Origin of the sequence: Streptomyces sp. NPDC017979 (assembly GCF_044328175.1) — a bacterium.
Classification (GTDB): domain Bacteria; phylum Actinomycetota; class Actinomycetes; order Streptomycetales; family Streptomycetaceae; genus Streptomyces.
The window spans coordinates 25,835-40,417 of the sequence record NZ_JBIRGU010000005.1 but is presented as its reverse complement, the minus strand read 5'-3'; the positions used below and the strand labels follow the sequence as shown (position 1 = coordinate 40,417).

General features: G+C 72.5%; 15 protein-coding genes. 8 read left to right on the top strand and 7 right to left on the bottom strand.

The genetic code is table 11. From position 1 onward, the window contains the following. The first annotated feature begins 89 nt into the window (after positions 1 to 89). Positions 90 to 632 (top strand): Lrp/AsnC family transcriptional regulator, encoded by a 543-nt coding sequence (locus ACH4E8_RS15785; RefSeq protein ID WP_398448404.1) that lies wholly within the window; start codon positions 90 to 92, stop codon positions 630 to 632. A 21-nt stretch (positions 633 to 653) separates the two neighbouring features. Here the strand turns inward: ACH4E8_RS15785 and ACH4E8_RS15780 are convergent, their stop codons facing one another. Continuing rightward, a complete protein-coding gene (locus tag ACH4E8_RS15780; protein WP_398448402.1) occupies positions 654 to 1,256 on the bottom strand; it encodes a TetR/AcrR family transcriptional regulator in 603 nt (200 codons plus the stop codon). Next, positions 1,253 to 2,881, bottom strand: coding sequence for a 3-hydroxyacyl-CoA dehydrogenase (locus ACH4E8_RS15775; protein WP_398448400.1), 1,629 nt, complete (start codon positions 2,879 to 2,881; stop codon positions 1,253 to 1,255). Before ACH4E8_RS15775 ends, ACH4E8_RS15780 begins: the two co-directional genes overlap by 4 nt. 123 nt (positions 2,882 to 3,004) lie before the next feature. Between ACH4E8_RS15775 and paaN the strand changes: the two genes are divergently transcribed. Continuing rightward, on the top strand, positions 3,005 to 4,678 hold the full coding sequence (gene paaN / locus ACH4E8_RS15770) for a phenylacetic acid degradation protein PaaN (RefSeq protein ID WP_398448398.1): 1,674 nt from the start codon (positions 3,005 to 3,007) through the stop codon (positions 4,676 to 4,678). Positions 4,679 to 4,792: 114 nt separating this feature from the next. Here paaN and ACH4E8_RS15765 read toward each other — a convergent pair whose 3' ends face one another. From ACH4E8_RS15765 to ACH4E8_RS15755, 3 genes are read right to left on the bottom strand one after another with little or no spacing between them, the layout of a single operon-like run. Continuing rightward, the gene (locus ACH4E8_RS15765; protein ID WP_398449195.1) at positions 4,793 to 5,464 is read right to left on the bottom strand and encodes a TrmH family RNA methyltransferase; all 672 of its coding nucleotides are present in this window, start codon (positions 5,462 to 5,464) and stop codon (positions 4,793 to 4,795) included. A 38-nt stretch (positions 5,465 to 5,502) separates the two neighbouring features. Further along, positions 5,503 to 6,903, bottom strand: a complete 1,401-nt coding sequence (locus ACH4E8_RS15760; protein WP_398448396.1) for an HTTM domain-containing protein — start codon at positions 6,901 to 6,903, stop codon at positions 5,503 to 5,505. Then, on the bottom strand, positions 6,900 to 7,688 hold the full coding sequence (locus tag ACH4E8_RS15755) for a DUF5819 family protein (RefSeq protein WP_398448394.1): 789 nt from the start codon (positions 7,686 to 7,688) through the stop codon (positions 6,900 to 6,902). The genes ACH4E8_RS15760 and ACH4E8_RS15755 overlap by 4 nt, the downstream gene beginning before the upstream one ends. A gap of 323 nt (positions 7,689 to 8,011) precedes the next feature. On the opposite strand from ACH4E8_RS15755, the gene paaA reads away from it, so the two are divergent. The 6 genes from paaA to ACH4E8_RS15725 all read left to right on the top strand — a co-directional run bounded on the left by paaA (position 8,012) and on the right by ACH4E8_RS15725 (position 13,074). After that, positions 8,012 to 9,034: a 1,2-phenylacetyl-CoA epoxidase subunit PaaA gene (gene paaA / locus ACH4E8_RS15750; RefSeq protein ID WP_398448392.1), complete on the top strand. Its 1,023-nt coding sequence runs from the start codon at positions 8,012 to 8,014 to the stop codon at positions 9,032 to 9,034. Between the two features lie 86 nt (positions 9,035 to 9,120). Next, positions 9,121 to 9,387 (top strand): 1,2-phenylacetyl-CoA epoxidase subunit PaaB, encoded by a 267-nt coding sequence (gene paaB, locus ACH4E8_RS15745; protein ID WP_398449193.1) that lies wholly within the window; start codon positions 9,121 to 9,123, stop codon positions 9,385 to 9,387. Further along, positions 9,384 to 10,112, top strand: a complete 729-nt coding sequence (gene paaC / locus ACH4E8_RS15740; RefSeq protein WP_398448390.1) for a 1,2-phenylacetyl-CoA epoxidase subunit PaaC — start codon at positions 9,384 to 9,386, stop codon at positions 10,110 to 10,112. The genes paaB and paaC overlap by 4 nt, the downstream gene beginning before the upstream one ends. Continuing rightward, positions 10,106 to 10,684, top strand: a complete 579-nt coding sequence (gene paaD, locus ACH4E8_RS15735; RefSeq protein ID WP_398448389.1) for a 1,2-phenylacetyl-CoA epoxidase subunit PaaD — start codon at positions 10,106 to 10,108, stop codon at positions 10,682 to 10,684. The genes paaC and paaD overlap by 7 nt, the downstream gene beginning before the upstream one ends. Then, positions 10,685 to 11,746 (top strand): 2Fe-2S iron-sulfur cluster-binding protein, encoded by a 1,062-nt coding sequence (locus tag ACH4E8_RS15730; protein ID WP_398448387.1) that lies wholly within the window; start codon positions 10,685 to 10,687, stop codon positions 11,744 to 11,746. It abuts the gene before it with no gap. Positions 11,747 to 11,886: 140 nt separating this feature from the next. Further along, complete coding sequence (locus ACH4E8_RS15725) at positions 11,887 to 13,074, top strand: acyl-CoA dehydrogenase family protein (RefSeq protein WP_398448385.1); 1,188 nt, start codon at positions 11,887 to 11,889, stop codon at positions 13,072 to 13,074. A 135-nt stretch (positions 13,075 to 13,209) separates the two neighbouring features. Here the strand turns inward: ACH4E8_RS15725 and ACH4E8_RS15720 are convergent, their stop codons facing one another. Beyond that, entirely contained in the window at positions 13,210 to 13,554 is a 345-nt protein-coding gene (locus ACH4E8_RS15720) for a rhodanese-like domain-containing protein (protein ID WP_398448383.1), read from the bottom strand. A gap of 95 nt (positions 13,555 to 13,649) precedes the next feature. Continuing rightward, positions 13,650 to 14,567 (bottom strand): J domain-containing protein, encoded by a 918-nt coding sequence (locus ACH4E8_RS15715; protein ID WP_398448381.1) that lies wholly within the window; start codon positions 14,565 to 14,567, stop codon positions 13,650 to 13,652. Between the last annotated feature and the right edge of the window lie 16 nt (positions 14,568 to 14,583).

The following is a 14,583-nucleotide window of genomic DNA, read 5'->3' as shown; positions in this document are numbered from 1 at the left end:
TTGGCTACAGGCGGCCCCAGCCTGTGGACAAACGGTTCTCCACAACTTGTGATGTGCACAGGTCGTCCACACCGGGAAGGCAGGGGGACATGCCAGCTGAACAAATGGCCGACGGCGCGGCCGGGAGGGGCTCCGGCGAGCCGCTGCCGCCCCGCCCGCTCGACCCCATTGACCAGGACATCCTGCGCATCCTGCGGGCCGACGGACGGGCGTCGATACGGTCGGTGGCCGAGCGGGTGCACGTCTCGCGCGCCAATGCGTACTCCCGGATCAACCGGCTCGTCGAGGACGGCGTGATCCGCGGATTCAGCGCGCGCGTCGACCAGGAACGCGCGGGGCAGGGCGCGTCCGCCTACATCACGCTCAAGATCGTCCAGAACTCCTGGCGGACCGTGCGCGAGCAGCTCCGGGCGCTGCCGGGGGCCGCCCACATCGCGCTGGTCAGCGGCGACTTCGACGTTCTGCTGCTGGTCCACGCACCGGACAACCGGAGCCTGCGCGAGCTGGTCCTCACCCGGCTCCAGTCCATCCCGGAGGTGCTGTCCACGCGCACCCTGCTGGTCTTCGAGGAGACCGACCTCGACGGGAGCGCGGACGCGGCGGCCGAGGAGGCGACGGTCGACCCCGACTGACGCAGCGGGCCCGGGCCGGCCTCAGGCCGGCCCGGCGTCCTTCCGCAGCCCGTCGAAGGCGATCCGTACGACCGTCTCGGCCACCTGGTCGCCCTCGTACCCGCCGCCGGGGTGCGGGCGGTACCACTCCACCAGCGAGTTCACCATGCCGAACAGCAGCCTGGTGGCCAGCCGGGTGTCCACGTCGGCGCGCAGGTCGCCGTCGGCCGCGGCCGCCTTCAGGAGGTCCACCACCCGCTGGTCGAACTCCCTGCGGCGCTCCATCGCCCACCGCTCGGTCTTGGTGTTGCCCCGCACCCGCAGCAGCAGCGTCACGTAGGGCAGGTCGGCCACCAGCACTTCCACGGTGCGGCGCACCACGTACTCGACGCGTTCGATCGCCCGGCCGCGCTGGGCCCCCGGCTCTTCGAGGATGCCGAAGAGCCCGTCCAGCGCCCGGCTCACGGCCCGCCGCAGCAGCTCTTCCTTGCCGGCCACGTGGTGGTAGATCGACGACTTGGAGATGCCGGCGGCCTTCGACAGGTGCTCCATGGAGGTGCCGTCGTAGCCGCGCTCGTTGAAGATCCGCACGGCGACGGAGAGCAATGTCTCCGGCGTGTACGTGTCCCGCTTGGCGGTGGTCATGCGTCGGCTCCCTCACCGTCGACACCATCGAAAGTCCGTCGGCCGAGCGCCGGGCCCGGCGCGTAGCGCCCCGTGGGGACGGCGCCGTGCAGTTCGGTCAGCAGGTCGTGCGCCCACGTCCCGGGCAGCCGGCGGTCCCATTCGAAGGGCCCCAGGGGGTGGTTGACCCCGAGCCTCATGGCGGTGTCCACGTCGCCCTCGGTGGCCACGCCCCGGGCGACCGCGTCGGCGGCGACGTCGATCAGCATCGCGACCGTACGGGCCACGATCATGCCCGGTGCGTCGTCGATCACGCTGACCTCCTTGCCGAGCGCCTGGAAGAGCCCGATCGCCTCCCGGAGGGTGCCTTCGCGGGCGGCCGCGGCGGGGGCGAGGGCGATCCGGGTGGCGGTCCGGTAGTCGAGCGCGAGGTCGAACCGTACGACGTCGGCGCCCGTGGCCCCGGCGAAGGCCCCGTCGACGGGCGCCAGCCGGCCGCCACCGGGCAGCTCCAGGCCGTCGGGCAGTCCCGGGCCGTCGGACGGCTCCAGACCGCCGGACGGTTCGAGGTCGTCGGACGGCTTCAGGCCGTCGCCGGCCCGTGGGTCGGCCGGCTGGCGTACGGAGATCCCGGCGTCCGCGATCAGCTCCAGGAGTTCGGCCGTGAGCCCGTCGGCGCCGTGCACGACGACGTACGGGGGCGGGTCCGCGGGCGGTGCGGTGTGCGGCTGCGGCCGCTCGGCGCCCGGGGCGTGGTCGTACCAGCCGCGGCCCGACTTGCGGCCCAACAGGCCCGCTTCCACCAGCCGTCGCTGTGCCAGCGACGGCGTGAACTTGGGGCTGTGGAAGAAGGACTCCCATACGGAGCGGGTGACGGCCTCGTTCACGTCCTGCCCGATCAGGTCGGTCAGCTCGAACGGGCCCATGGGGAAGCCGCCGCACTCGCGCAGCACCGCGTCGATCGTCGCCGGGTCGGCCGCCCGCTCCTCGTGGAGGGCGAACGCCTCCGCGTAGAAGGGCCGGGCGACCCGGTTGACGACGAAGCCGGGGGTGTCCGCGCAGTGCACCGGGGTCTTGCCCCAGGCCGCGGCCGTCGCCCACGCGCGCGCCGCGCACTCCTCCTGGGTGGCGAAGCCGCTGACGACCTCGACCAGCGGGAGCAGGGGGGCGGGGTTGAAGAAGTGCAGTCCCACCAGCCGGCCGGGGCGCTTGAGGGGGCCGGCGACGGCGGTGACGGAGAGCGAGGAGGTGTTCGTCGCGAGCAGGCAGTCCTCCGCCACGACCTGCTCAAGCGCGGTGAACAGCTCCTGCTTGACGGAGAGGCGCTCGACGACGGCTTCGACGACGAGGGCCGCGTCGGCGAGCTGGGAGAGGTCGTCGACGGGGCGGAGCCGGGCGCGGGCGGCGTCCCGCTCGGCGGCGGACGTCCGGCCCTTCTCGACGAGTCGGTCCAATCGGGCCGCGACGGCGGCGACGGCTTCGGCGGCCCTGCCCTCGACGGCGTCGAAGAGGAGTACGGGATGACCCGCGGCAAGGGCCACCTGGGCTATGCCCTGGCCCATGGTGCCGGCGCCGACCACGGCCACGGTCCGGCTCCGGTCGACGGGGTCCGGCTCGGCGGCGGCCCCGTGCTCGATGGCGGTCATGGAGGTGATCCTCCCCGATGAGTTATCCACAGCTTCGACAGGCCCCCTTGTACCGACCGATCGTTCGGTTACTCTAACCCTGTCCGCCTGTTCCCGCCCGGCTCGACGAGGAGTTGGTCCGTCATGACGCTGACCGAGACCCGGCTGAGTGGCCACCGAGCGACGCTCGACCAAGCCCTCGAAGCCATCCGCACCCGCGCCTACTGGTCCCCCCACCCCGAGCACCCGAAGGCGTACGGCGAGAGCGCGCCCGCCGACGGCCTCGCCGCCTTCCAAGCGCTCCAGGGCACCCGCTTCGAGCTGGACCAGCCGGGCACCGACGGCTGGACGGGCGCCGAGGTCTCGCCGTACGGGCCGGAGTTGCGCATCGAGTATCCGCACGTGGATCCGGACGTGTTGCTGCCGGCGATGAGCGCCGCCGTGCCCGCGTGGCGGGCGGCCGGGCCCGAACAGCGGGCCCTGGTCTGCCTGGAGATCCTGGCCCGCATCAGCGCCCGCACCCACGAGTTCGCCCAGGCCGTGATGCACACCAGCGGTCAGGCGTTCATGATGGCGTTCCAGGCCGGCGGGCCGCACGCCCAGGACCGCGGCTTGGAGGCCGTGGCGTACGCCTACCAGGAGCAGACGCGCACCCCCGCCAGCGCCGACTGGTCCAAGCCGCAGGGCAAGCGGGACCCGCTGGAGCTGCGCAAGACGTTCACCAGCGCGGGCCGCGGCATCGCCCTGGTCATCGGCTGCAACACCTTCCCCACGTGGAACGGCTACCCCGGCCTCTTCGCCTCCCTCGCCACCGGCAATCCGGTGCTGGTCAAGCCGCACCCGCGGGCGGTGCTGCCGCTGGCGCTGACCGTACGGGTGGCCCGCGAGGTGCTCGCGGAGGCCGGTTTCGACCCCAATCTGGTGTGCCTGGCCGTCGATCGTCCCGGCGAGGGCATCGCCAAGGCCCTGGCCGTACGCCCCGAGGTCAAGATCATCGACTACACGGGCTCGACCGCCTTCGGCGACTGGCTGGAGGCGAACGCCCGCCAGGCCCAGGTCTACACGGAGAAGGCCGGCGTCAACACCGTCGTCATCGACTCCACCGACGACTACAAGGGCATGCTGTCGAACCTGGCGTTCTCCCTCTCCCTCTACAGCGGCCAGATGTGCACCACCCCGCAGAACCTGCTGATCCCGCGCGACGGCATCGCCACGGACGCCGGCCACAAGTCGTACGACGAGGTGGTGGCCGACCTCGCGTCCGCGGTCGGCGGCCTGCTCGGCGACGACGCCCGGGCGAACGCCCTGCTGGGCGCCCTGGTCAACCCCGAGGTGAAGGGCCGGCTGGCGGACGCGGCCGGGCTCGGCGAAGTGGCGCTGGCCTCCCGCGAGGTCACCCACCCGGACTTCCCCGACGCCGTGGTGCGCACCCCGGTGATCGTCAAGCTCGACGGCGCCAAGCCGGACGACGCGGCGGCATACCTCTCCGAGTGCTTCGGCCCGGTCTCCTTCGCGGTCGCGGTGGACTCCACGGCGGACGCGGTCGAGTTGCTTCGGCGCACCGTGCGCGACCAGGGCGCGATGACCGTCGGGGCGTACACGACCTCGCAGGAGACGGAGCGGGCGATCGAGGAGGTGTGCCTCACGGAGTCCGCCCAGCTCTCGCTGAATCTGACGGGCGGGGTGTACGTGAACCAGACGGCGGCGTTCTCGGACTTCCACGGCTCCGGCGGCAATCCCGCGGCGAACGCGGCGCTGTGTGACGGCGCGTTCGTGTCCAACCGCTTCCGGGTGGTGGAGGTGCGTCGACAGGCGTGAGAGCCGGGCCCGGCGGGGCCGCGGCGGGCTTTCAAGGGCCGGTCGGGGCCTCGGCGGCGCGGTGGGGTCGGTCGGGGCCGCGTCGGCGGCGTGGGGTCGGTCGGGGCGCGGCGGTCAGGAGGGCGCCGGGACGTCGGCATACCGCTGCACCCAGGAGTGCATGGCGATCGCCGCTGCGGCCCCTGCGTTGATCGAGCGGGTCGAGCCGAACTGGGCGATGGAGCAGACCGTCGACGCGTGCGTCCTGGCCTCCTCCGTCAGCCCCGGCCCCTCCTGGCCGAAGAGCAGCACGCAGCGGCGCGGCAGCACGGTCCGCTCCAGCGGGACCGCCCCCGGCAGGTTGTCGATCCCGATGATCGGCAGGTCCTCGGCCGCCGCCCAGGCGGTCAGGGACTCGGTGTCCGGGTGGTGCCGCACGTGCTGGTAGCGGTCGGTCACCATGGCGCCGCGCCGGTTCCAGCGGCGCCGGCCCACGATGTGGACCTCCCGGGCCAGGAAGGCGTTCGCGGTGCGCACCACCGAGCCGATGTTGAAGTCGTGGCCCCAGTTCTCCACGGCCACGTGGAAGTCGTGCCGCCGGGTGTCCAGGTCGGCGACGATCGCCTCCCGCGTCCAGTAGCGGTACTCGTCGACCACGTTGCGGCGGTCGCCGCCGGCCAGCAGCTCGCGGTCGTACCGCTCGCCCTCGGGCCAGGGCAGCGGGTGCGGCCCCACGCCGACCTCGGGGCCGTACCCGTCGTCGTACTGCACCGGCTCGTCCGCGGTCGGCGCCGGGGACGGTGCCACGGACGGCGCGCTGGCGGGGCTGGTGCCTGGGTAGGTGCTCACCCCACGAGCGTACGGGGCTGCTCGGAGCCGTCCCGCCGCTGCTCGGGGACGGTGCCCGGGCCGGCCTGCCCCGCTGCCGCGGCTCCGGCGGGTGCGGTGGCAGCCGACCGGGAGGGGAACAGGGCGCGCACGCGGTCCCGGCCGCGCCCCGCCCGTACGCCCAGCCAGAGCAGGAAGGCCGTGGGCAGGAACACCGCGTCCGCGGCGATCATCGCCAGCGAGAAGAACGGCAGCCCCAGGACCACGGCGATGGCGGCGTGCTCCAGCATCATCACGGCGAGCAGGACGTTCTTCACCCGCCGGTTGAAGAGCGTGAAGGGGAACGCGACCTGCACGATCACCGTGCCGTACGTCAGCACCATCACCATCACGCCGTGCGAGGCCAGCAGGTCCGACAGGGCCGGGAAGGGCGTGAAGTAGTCCAGCTTCAGCGGGTAGTACAGCGCCGTGCCGTCCTGCCAGCGCGAGCCCTGCACCTTGTACCAACCGGCGGTGGCGTAGATCAGACAGACCTCGGCCATGATCACGACGAGACCGGCGTTGTGGGCGAGGTTGGCGACGGCGTCCAGCAGGATGCGGCCCTGGCTGCGCGGCCCGTAGTGGTTCACCAACCACCACAGGGCCAACACCAGCCACATCACCCACAGGGCGACCAGGACGGGGACCCCGGTGCGGTTGAGGAGGGTGGCGAAGAGCAGGGCGGTGCCGGTGACGACCCAGAGCACCGGGCCCACCCGGTCGGGCGCGTCCGGCTCGGTGCGCGCCTCCCGGCGGGCGTCCAGCGACCAGACGCGGGCGCACCGCGTCACCAGCAGGTAGATCGCCATGATGTGGATGACGTTGTCGCCGCCGTCGCCCACGAAGATGGAGCGGTTCTGGAGCGAGAGCACGCCGACCATGAAGACCGCGGACATGGTCCGGGTGCGCCACCCCAGGCAGAGCAGCAGGGCGGAGAGCATCGCGCCGAAGTAGACGATCTCGAACCAGACGGTGCTGTTCGACCACAGGAGCGCGGTGAAGGCGTCGTTGCCCTCGGTGAACTCACGGCCGATCGACCAGCTCCACGGTCCGTCCGGGCCGTACATCTCGTGCCGGTTGGGGAGTTCCCAGAGCAGGAAGAGCAGCCAGGTCGCGGAGAAGCCGATCCGGATGACGGCGCTCTGGTACGGGCCGAGGGGCGCGGCGGTGATCCGCTGGAGCAGTTCGGCGGCCTTGCCGGGGTTGGCCGGGGGTCGGGCGGCCTTGGCCGCAGTTTCGCCGGCCGCCATTCCGCCGGCCGCAGTTTCGCCGGCCACCGTCTCGTTCGGTGTCGTCCCGTTCGGTGTCGTCCCGTTCGGTGTCGTCCCGTTGGACGCCGTCCCGTTCGGTGCGGGCTCTTTGGACGTCGACGCGGTCATTCCGCCCCCTCCTCGCCTTGCGTGCCCCGGGTCCGGGCCCCGGCGGCCGCGTCGTCGCGGGCGTCCGGCGGCAGGTCGGCGGGGGTGACGTTCCACCACGGCAGGACGCGATGGACGGGTGTCGTGTCGACCTTCTCGTCGGTCCAGGGCGGCGGCTTCACGAAGGCCGCCGACGACCGGATCTGTATCCGCTCCACCGCACCCCCGAGGTCGCGGTCCGCGAGGCGGAGCATCACGAGCCGCCGCAGGTAGTTCTCGGCGAGGGGGCCGCGGGTCTCGGTGGAGCGGTTCTGGGCGTCGTGCGTGTTCTGATAGAAGTCCCAGCTCCGGCGCAACATGTTCTGCTCGGTGTGGCTGGGGAGGAGGTTGCCGCGGATCGCCTCGGCGTCCTCGGCGGCGAGGTCGATCCACTCGGTGGTCCGCAGCTCGCCGTCGGCCGTCTTGACCTCGGCCTTCACCTGGACGCCGATGTTCTGCTGAAGCGGATTGGGGGCGAAGAGCTTCCAGTTCTGCTCGAACTCGGGGTAGATCCAGGCGTCGATCTGCTTGCCGTACTCCTTCGTCACCGTGTTGGAGGGCGCGACGTGCAGGAACGTCACGGCGAGGTGGACGCAGGCGGCGAGCGCGACGAGGCCGAGGGCCACGGCGGCGGCGATCTGGTACGGGAGCGTGAGCGCGGCGATGCCGGCGGCGGGCGGGGCTTCGGCCTCCGCGGCGGCCTCGGGTGCGGCGGCATCCGGCCCGACAGCGGGCTCGGTCCCTGGCCCTGACCCTGCCTCTGGCACGGCTGCGGGATCGGGCCCTGACTCGGGCCCTGGCTCTGGCACGGCTGCGGGCTCGGGTGCCGGTGCGGCGGCGGTCGGCTCGGGCGCCTCAGTGGCCCCATCGGCCTCGGCCGCCCCTTCTGCCGGCGGGGGCTGTGGACCGGTCACCCGGGTGGACGCATCGTCCGCGTCCTCGCTCTCGCCCTCGACACGGTCCTCGTAGGAGTTCATCCCGCCCCGATCCAGTCCGACCAGCCTCGGTTATCCACAGGGTTGACACCTTAAGGGCCGTCGACTCACCATTGAAGTCAATGAACCGAACGATCGGTCGGTAGGGGGTTCGGATGACGACGGTGCCGGCGGTGACGACAGATGCCGCGGAGAGGTACGAAGCGGTGTTCGACGCGGCCGTGGCCGCGGACGAGCGCATCGAGCCGCGCGACTGGATGCCGGACGCCTACCGGGCGACCCTGATCCGGCAGATGGCGCAGCACGCCCATTCCGAGATCATCGGCATGCAGCCCGAGGCGAATTGGATCAGCCGGGCGCCCTCGCTGCGGCGCAAGGCGATCCTGATGGCGAAGGTCCAGGACGAAGCCGGCCACGGCCTGTATCTGTACAGCGCGGCGGAGACCTTGGGCGTCAGCCGCGAAGAGCTGCTCGACAAGCTCCACTCCGGCCGCCAGCGGTATTCCTCGATCTTCAACTACCCGACGCTGACCTGGGCGGACGTCGGCGCGATCGGCTGGCTCGTGGACGGCGCCGCGATTACGAACCAGGTGCCGCTCTGCCGCTGTTCCTACGGCCCGTACGCCCGCGCGATGGTCCGCATCTGCAAGGAGGAGTCCTTCCACCAGCGCCAGGGGTACGAGCTGCTGCTGGCCCTCTCCCGGGGCACCCCCGCGCAGCACGAGATGGCGCAGGACGCGGTGGACCGCTGGTGGTGGCCGTCGCTGATGATGTTCGGCCCGCCCGACGACGAGTCGGCGCACTCGGCGCAGTCCATGGCCTGGAAGATCAAGCGTCACTCCAATGACGAGTTGCGCCAGCGCTTCGTGGACATCTGCGTCCCGCAGGCCGAGGCCCTGGGCCTCACCCTCCCCGACCCCGACCTGCGGTGGAACGAAGAGCGTGGCCACCATGACTTCGGCGCGATCGACTGGTCGGAGTTCCAGGCCGTCCTCAAGGGCAACGGGCCGTGCAACGAGCAGCGGATCACCCAGCGCCGCCGGGCCCACGAGGAGGGCGCCTGGGTCCGCGAAGCCGCCGCGGCGCACGCCGCCAAGCAAGCGCGCACGCAGCCGAACGAGCCGCCGGCGAACGGACCGCGGACGCAGACCGACGAGGTGCGGGAGGCCACGGCATGAGCAGTTCCGAGGGCACGGGAGTCACGCCGGACGCCACCCCGGACGCCACTGCGGGCGGCGCTTCGGGCGGGGCGAAGGACTGGCCTATGTGGGAGGTCTTCGTCCGCTCGCGACGCGGCCTGTCCCACACCCACGCCGGCAGCCTGCACGCCCCGGACGCCCAGATGGCCCTGCGCAACGCGCGGGACCTGTACACCCGGCGCAATGAGGGCGTGTCCATCTGGGTCGTGCCCTCGACCGCCGTCACCGCCTCCTCGCCGGACGAGAAGGACCCCTTCTTCGAACCCGCCGCCGACAAGCCCTACCGCCATCCGACGTTCTACGAGATCCCGGAAGGGGTGAAGCACCTGTGACGACCACCGCCACCGCCGCGGCACTCGCCCTCGGCGACGACGCGCTGGTGCTCTCGCACCGGCTGGGGGAGTGGGCGGGCCACGCGCCCGTGCTGGAGGAAGAGGTCGCCCTCGCCAACATCGCCCTGGACCTGCTCGGCCAGGCCCGGGTGCTGCTCTCCCTGGTGGGCGACGAGGACGAATTGGCGTATCTGCGCGAGGAGCGCTCCTTCCGCAACGCCCAGTTGGTCGAGCAGCCGAACGGCGACTTCGCCCACACCGTCGTCCGCCAGCTGTACTTCTCCACCTACCAGCACTTGCTGTACGGGCGGTTGGCCCGCTCCGAGAGCGAGTTCACCGCGCTCGCCGCCAAGGCCGTCAAGGAAGTCGCGTACCACCGGGACCACGCCGAGCAGTGGACGCTCCGGCTCGGCGACGGCACGGCGGAGAGCCGTCGGCGGATGCAGACGGCGTGCGACGCCCTCTGGCGGTACACCGGCGAGTTGTTCCAGCCCGTCGAAGGACTCGAAGGGCCGACCGGGGTCGACCCGTCCGCCCTGGAGGCCGACTGGTTGGAGTCGGTGACCTCGGTGCTGAAGCGGGCGACGCTGACCGTGCCCGTCGGCCCGCGAGCCGACGGCTGGACGGCGGGCAAGGGCCGCCAGGGCGTGCACACCGAGCCCTTCGGCCGGCTGCTCGCCGAGATGCAGCACCTGCACCGCAGCCACCCGGGGGCGTCATGGTGACCGGAACCCGACCGACCGGAACCCGACCGACCGGAACCCGGCCGACCGACACCCCGCTGGAAGCCGAGCTGCGGCGGATCGCGGGAGCCGTGCCTGATCCGGAGCTGCCAGTGCTGACGCTGGCGGAACTGGGCGTGCTGCGCGGCGTCGAGGTGCTCGGCCCGGGCCGCGTCGAGGTGTCCCTCACTCCCACGTACACCGGCTGTCCCGCCGTGGAGACGATGTCCGCGGACATCGAGCGCGCCCTGATGGAGCACGGCATGGCGGAGGTCTCCGTCGTCAGGGTCCTCTCCCCCGCCTGGTCGACGGACGACATCACCGCCGAAGGGCGCCGCAAGCTGGCCGAGTCCGGCATAGCCCCGCCCCGGCCGCACGGAGTGCCCGACCCGTCGGACGCGACGGCGGGCGGGCCCCGGCCCGCGGGTCCGGTGCCGGTCGCCCTCTCGGTGCGCTGTCCGCACTGCGGCTCCACCGAAACGGAGTTGCTGAGCAGGTTCTCCTCCACGGCCTGCAAGGCGCTGCGCCGCTGCGTCCGCTGCCGTGAACCGTTCGACCACTTCAAGGAGTTGTAGATGTTCCATCCGCTCCGGGTCAGCGCGGTCGACCGGCTCACGGACGACTCGGTCGCCGTCAGCTTCGAGGTGCCGGCCGAACTGTGGGAAGCCTTCCGGTACACCCCCGGGCAGCACCTGGCCCTGCGCCGGGTGGTGGGCGGCGAGGAGATCCGGCGTACGTACTCGATCTGCACCCCGGCCGCCTCCGTCGGAGCGCAGCCCGAGTTGCGGGTGGGCATCCGGTTCGTCGAGGGCGGCGAGTTCTCGACGTACGCGCTGAAGGAGTTGGCCGTCGGCGACGTGGTCGAGGTCATGCCCCCGATGGGCCGCTTCCGGCTCGCGCCGCGCCCGGGGTACTTCGCCGCGGTCGTCGGCGGCAGCGGGATCACCCCGGTGCTGTCGATGGCGGCTTCGCTGCTGGCCCGTGAGCCTTCGGCCCGGTTCTGCCTGATCCGCAGCGACCGGACCGTGGCGTCCACGATGTTCCTCGACGAGGTCGCGGAGCTGAAGGACCGCCATCCGGACCGGTTCCAGTTGGTGACGGCGCTGTCGCGGGAGGAGCAGGCGTCGGGGCTGCCGTCCGGGCGGCTGGACCGCGCACGGCTGACCGGGCTGCTGCCGTCGTTGCTTCCGGTGTCGGAGGTCGACGGCTGGTTCCTGTGCGGGCCGCTCGGGCTGGTGGTGGCCGCGGACCGGGCGCTGCGCGGGCTCGGCGTGGACCGCAGCCGCATCCACCAGGAGGTCTTCCACGTGGACGACGGCTCGGCGCCCGGGCGGCCGCCGGTCCGCGCCGCCGCGCCCGCGCACGCCTCGCTCACGGCGACGCTGGACGGCCGCTCCGGAAGCTGGCCGGTGCGGGAGGGCGAGTCCCTGCTGGAGACCGTGTTGCGGGGTCGTTCGGACGCGCCGTACGCCTGCAAGGGCGGGGTGTGCGGCACCTGTCGGGCGTTCCTGGTCTCGGGCGAGGTCCACATGGACCGGAACTTCGCGTTGGAGCCCGAGGAGACCGAAGCGGGGTACGTCCTGGCGTGCCAGTCCCACCCGACGACCTCGGAGGTGGAGTTGGACTTCGACCGCTGAGCCGCACCCCCTCCCCCCACTTCCGACTTCCGGCGCCCGCCGCTCGTCCACCGTGCCTCGCTGTGTTCTTTTGCGGGCGCCTGCTCTATCTTGACGGTCCGTCAGATCAGGGTGGGCAGGGACGGCAGGGAGGACGGGCTGTGGACTTCACCTTCAGCGAGGAACAGCAGGCGGTCGTCGAAGCGGCCAGGGCGGTCTTCTCCGACGTCGCGCCCGACGGCGTACCGAGTCCCGCGCTCACCCCCGGTGCGGTGGCGGACACCTTCGACCGCCCCCTGTGGGCCAAGCTCGCCGCGAGCGACCTGCTGGGCCTGGTGGTCTCCCCCGCGTACGACGGGGCCGGGCTCGACCCCGTCGCGCTCTGCCTGGCGCTGCGGGAGTCCGCCGCGGTGCTCGCCCGCGTGCCGCTGCTGGAGACCAGCGCGGTCGCCATGGCCGTGGAGCGCTACGGCAGCGCCGAGTTGGCCCGGGACGTACTGCCCCGCGTCGTCCGCGGCGAGTCGGTGCTCACCGTCGGGGCCCACGGCCGCACCGGCCACGACCCGGCCGAACTCGCCGTACTCGCCCGCCCGTACGGCGCCGACGCCAACGCCGACGGCCCCGACCCGGTGCACTGGCTGTTGGAAGGCGTGCACACGGCCGTGCCCTGGGCGCACTCGGCCGATCTGATCGCCGTGCCCGCGCACACCGACGACGGGCGGACCGTGCTGGCCCTGGTGGCGCCGGACCAGGACGGCGTCACCCTCGCCGAGCAGTTCTCCACCAACGGCGAGCGGTACGCGGAGGTGACCCTCGACGCGGTACGCGTCCGGGAGCCCCGGCTCATCGAGGACGAAGGCGCCTGGGAGTGGCTGCGACTGCTCCTGACCACGGGGACGTGCGCCCTCGCGCTCGGCCTCGGCACCCGCGTCCTCGCGATGACCGCCGACTACACCGGAAAGCGCGAGCAGTTCGGCTTCCCCCTGGCGACCTTCCAGGCGGTCGGCGTGCAGGCCGCGGACCGCTACATCGACCTGCGGGCGATGGAGGCCACGCTGTGGCAGGCCGCCTGGCGCCTCGCCCACGACAACGACAACGACAACGACGGCAGCGGTGACGGGCTGCTGCCAGTGGCCGCGGACGTCGCCGTGGCGAAGATCTGGGCATCGGAGGGCGTGCGCCGGGTCGTCCAGACCGCCCAGCACCTCCACGGCGGGTTCGGCGCCGACACCGACTACCCGCTGCACCGCTACCACGCCTGGGCCAAGCAACTCGAACTGTCCCTCGGTCCCGCGGCCGAACACGAAGAGGCGTTGGGCGACCTGCTGGCCGCGCACCCGCCCGCCTGACGCCGACCCGTCAGGCCAGGCCCAGCGCCAGAGCCGGCCGCCAGGAGAGCCGACCACCAGAGCCGTCCGCCGGGAGAACCGTCTGTCAGGAGAGGTCCGTCAGGAGAACCGTCCGTCAGGGCCTCCCCGCGGCGCTCACAGCACGAACGCGGGGCTCCCGTCGTCCGTGACGATGGCGCGGCCCGCGCCCTCCCAGGCCAGCATGCCGCCGTCGACGTTCACCGCGTCGATGCCCTGCTGCACCAGGTACTGGGTCACCTGGGCGGAACGGCCGCCCACCCGGCACATCACGAAGGTCCGCCGACCGTCCGCCACGGCGTCGGTCACCTCGCCGAAGCGGGCCACGAAGTCGCTCATCGGCACGTGCAGCGCACCCTCCACGTGGCCGGCCCGCCACTCGTCGTCCTCCCGGACGTCCAACACCAGGGCGTCGGCCGGCACCTGGTCAGCAGCCACCGAGGGCAACGGGGCGAAGCTCATGGCACACGCTTCCTCTCGTCTCGTTCGTCGTCGTCACGCACGCGTCACACACGCGCCACACAGCGGTGCCGCCCCTCGGGCGGCACCGGAAGAACCTACTCCAGGAGCCCGGCGAGTTCCCGCTCCCGCTCGGCGACCTGAGCCAACAGCTGCTCCGCGATCTCCTCCAGCAGCCGGTCCGGGTCGTCCGGCGCCATCCGGAGCATCGAGCCGATCGCGCTCTCCTCCAGCTCCTGGGCGAGGGCGGCGAGTCCCTCCCGGCGCTGCGACAGCCACTCCAGCCGCGCGTACAGCTCCTCGGCCGCGCTGAACTGGTGCTCCGGCGGCACCGGCCCGGCGTCCCACTCCGCCGACAGCTCGCGCAGGTGCTCGGCGTCGCCGAGGGCGTAGGCGGCGTTCACCCGGGTGATGAACTCCTCGCGCCGGGCCCGCTCCGTCTCGTCCTGCGCCAGGTCCGGATGCGCCCTACGGGCCAGCTCGCGGTAGAGCCGACGGGCCTCCTCGCTCGGCCGCACCCGCTTGGGCGCGCGCACCGAGCGGCCCGAGAGCATCGCGGTGGCCTCCGTCGAGATGCCGTCGGAGTCCATCCAGCCGTGGAACAACTCCTCCACGCCCGGCATCGGCATCACCGCCGCCCGCGCCTCCTGCGCCCGGCGCAGGTCCTCCGGGTCACCGGTGCGCGCCGCCCGCGCCTCCGCGATCTGCGCGTCCAACTCGTCCAGCCGGGCGTACACCGGGCCGAGCTTCTGGTGGTGCAGCCGGGAGAAGTTCTCCACCTCCACCCGGAAGGTCTCCAGCGCGATCTCGTACTCGATCAGGGCGTGCTCGGCCGCGTACACCGCCCTCTCCAGCCGGGCCTCCGGCCGCTCCTGCGCGTCCGGCTCCCCGACCCCGACAGGCGCTTCCCCGTCCTGGACGGGCGTCTCCCCGCCGTGGACGGGCGGCTGTGTCTGGTCGACGGGCGTCGCTTCGTCGTTCCGGGTCATCGCTCCACCGGGTGCGTCCTGGGTCACCCGCCCAGCCTACGGG